Origin of the sequence: uncultured Amnibacterium sp. (assembly GCF_964245895.1) — a bacterium.
In the GTDB taxonomy this organism is placed as follows: Bacteria; Actinomycetota; Actinomycetes; order Actinomycetales; family Microbacteriaceae; genus Amnibacterium.
Genome location: NZ_CAXTOQ010000259.1, coordinates 1 through 2,595, shown reverse-complemented (window position 1 = coordinate 2,595; position 2,595 = coordinate 1). Strand labels below are relative to the sequence as shown.

Sequence of the window (2,595 nt, the reverse complement as noted above, 5' to 3'; positions counted from 1 at the left end):
CAGGGCCAGCACCGGCTGGCACGCGGCCTGCGCCGCCACCGGCACCGCGAGCACGAGCGCGAGGCGGCGGGGCAGGACGCGGGCGAGGCGCTCGGCCAGCGGCGGCGCGAGCAGCAGCAGCCCCGCCGTGGCGGCGACGCTGAGCACGAACCCGGGGCTCCACGCGATCCACGGATCGGCGACGAGCAGCACCAGAAGCGCGAGCGCCAGCGCGGGCACCCCGGCGGCACGGCCTCCCCGGAGCACGCAGACCAGACCCACCGCGGCCATCACCGCCGCGCGCACCACCGACGGCTGCGGCGTCACGAGCACGACGAACCCGCCGAGCGCTGCGCCGGCCAGCAGGATCCGGGCGGCGCGCGGCAGCCGGAGCACGCCGCCGATCGCGAGGACGGTGATCACGACGACCGCGCAGTTCGCGCCGGACACCGCCGTGAGATGGGTCAGGGACGAGTCCCGCATCGCCTGCTGCAGGTCCTCGCCCACCCGCGAGGTGTCGCCGACCGCCAGCCCGGGCAGCAGCGCGGCGCCGTCGCCGGGCAGCCCGGCCGTGCGCGCGAGCAGCCCGGCCCGCAGCGCCGCCGCGGCCTGCTGCTCGGGCGGCGGCGGGGCCCGCAGGGCTGTGCCGCCGCGGACGGTGCCGAGGTACGCGGCGGCATCGGTCGGCTCGGCCCTCCGCAGCGCGACGCGCAGGCGCACGACGGCGCCGGGCACCGCGTGCAGCCGGTCGCCGAACACGGTGACCGGCACCGAGACGGGCCGCCCGTCCAGCTCGACGACGGTGCCGCGCACCACCTCCCGGCTGCCGAGGGCGCCGGACACCCCGGCGGCCGTCGTGCGGAGCACCGTGTCGACCCGCAGGTGGACGAGCACCGGCCGGTCGGTCGGGATCCCGGAGGGGTGCCGGCGCGCCTCTCCGACGGCCACCGCGGCGAGCACGGCCACGAGCACCAGCGCGCCGCACGCGAGCAGCACCGCCGCGCGGGTGCGGCGCCGCACGGCGCGCGGCACGAGGACCGCGGCCGCGGCCAGGGCGACGACCGCGCCGGGCACGGCCACGACCGGCTGCGCTGTCGCCGTGAGCGCGACGACCCAGGCGCCGGCGGCGGGCAGCAGCAGACCGGTGCGGACGAGCCGGTCGCTCACGGCACGACCAGGTCGCGCAGCGCCTCGAGCGTCTTCGGCCCGATGCCGCCGACGTTCCCGAGGTCGTCGACCGTGGCGAAGCCGTGCGCGTCCCGGTAGGCGAGGATCCGCGCCGCCATCGCGGGCCCGATCCTCGGCAGCGTCTCGAGCTGCTCGGCCGTCGCAGTGGACAGCGAGATCGGCCCGCCGGTGCCGGCCGCGCCGGCCGCCGCGGCCGCGGTCGGCGGCGCGCCGGCATCCGGCACGACGACCTGCTGGCCGTCGTTCACCCGCGCGGCGAGGTTGATCCCGTCGGTGTCCGCCGTCGCCGCGGGGCCGCCCGCCGCCGCGATCGCGTCCACGACGCGCGCGCCGGCCGGCAGCGCGACGATGCCGGGCCGCCGCACGGCGCCGCTGACGTGCACGAGCAGCGGGGTCGGCGCCGGTGCCGCGGTCCGCTCGGCTCGGACCGGCGCCAGCTCCGTCGCGCTGCCCGCCGCCTGCCCCGCGGCGAGCACGGCGGCCGCGATCAGCGCGGCGACGGCGAGCAGGCCGAGGGCGACGAGCGCCTTCACCCGCCCGCCCGGCAGGGCGGCGAAGCGCTCGCGCAGCTGATCCACCCCGGGACGCTAGAGGCGCCGGAGTCCCCGGAACCGGTCGATCAGCCCCCCGACGGCGGCTCGCCCCTGTGGAGGAGCGACCCGCTCACTCCGTGGCGATGCTCACGACCTTCGGCGCGCGGACGACGACCCGCGCGATGCGGCGCGAGCCCACGGACCGCTGGACGATGTCGGAGGACGTCGCGAGCCGCTCGAGGTCCTCGGCGGTGATCTTCGGCGACACGTCGAGCTTCGCGCGGACCTTGCCGTCGACCTGCACGATCGCGACGACCGAGTCCTCGACGAGCAGGGTCGGGTCGGGTTTGCGGAAGCCCTGCAGCGCGACCGACGGCGGGTAGCCGAGCCGCTCCCACATCTCCTCCGCCGTGTAGGGCGCGAAGAGGCTGAGCGCGACGGCGATCGTCTCGACGGCCTCCCGCACGGCGCCGTCCGCGCCGCCCGGCCCGCTGTCGATCGCCTTCCTGGTGGCGTTGACGAGCTCCATGGTCCTGGCGATCAGGACGTTGAACTTGAACGACTCCGCCAGGCCGGGGACGTCCGCGAGGAACCGGTGGGTCTGGCGCCGCAGCGACTCGTCGCCGCTCGCCCAGATCACGTCGGTGGGGCTCGACACGTCGGCCGCGAGCCGCAAGGCGCGGTGCAGGAACTTCACCTGACCGCCAGGGCGCACGTCCTCCCAGTCGATCGTGTCCTCCGGCGGACCGGCGAAGGCCATGGTCAGCCGGATGGCGTCGACGCCGAAGCGCGCGAGCTCGTCGGACAGGCTGACGCCGCCGCGGCTCTTCGACATCTTCGCGCCGCCGGACAGCACCATGCCCTGGTTCAGCAGCGCGCTGAACGGCTCGGTGAA

The 2,595-nt window shown here is 77.3% G+C and carries 3 protein-coding genes; all 3 read right to left on the bottom strand.

Going from position 1 to position 2,595, the window contains the following annotated elements:
• The coding region (locus tag ACFE60_RS18750; protein ID WP_375390363.1) for a ComEC/Rec2 family competence protein at positions 1–1,146 on the bottom strand (1,146 nt) is incomplete at its 3' end.
• Entirely contained in the window at positions 1,143–1,745 is a 603-nt protein-coding gene (locus ACFE60_RS18745; RefSeq protein WP_375390362.1) for a ComEA family DNA-binding protein, read from the bottom strand. The genes ACFE60_RS18745 and ACFE60_RS18750, both read right to left, overlap by 4 nt.
• Positions 1,746–1,830: 85 nt before the next feature.
• Positions 1,831–2,595, bottom strand: a 765-nt coding sequence (locus ACFE60_RS18740) for a class I tRNA ligase family protein (protein WP_375390361.1), incomplete at its 5' end; no start/stop codon positions are given.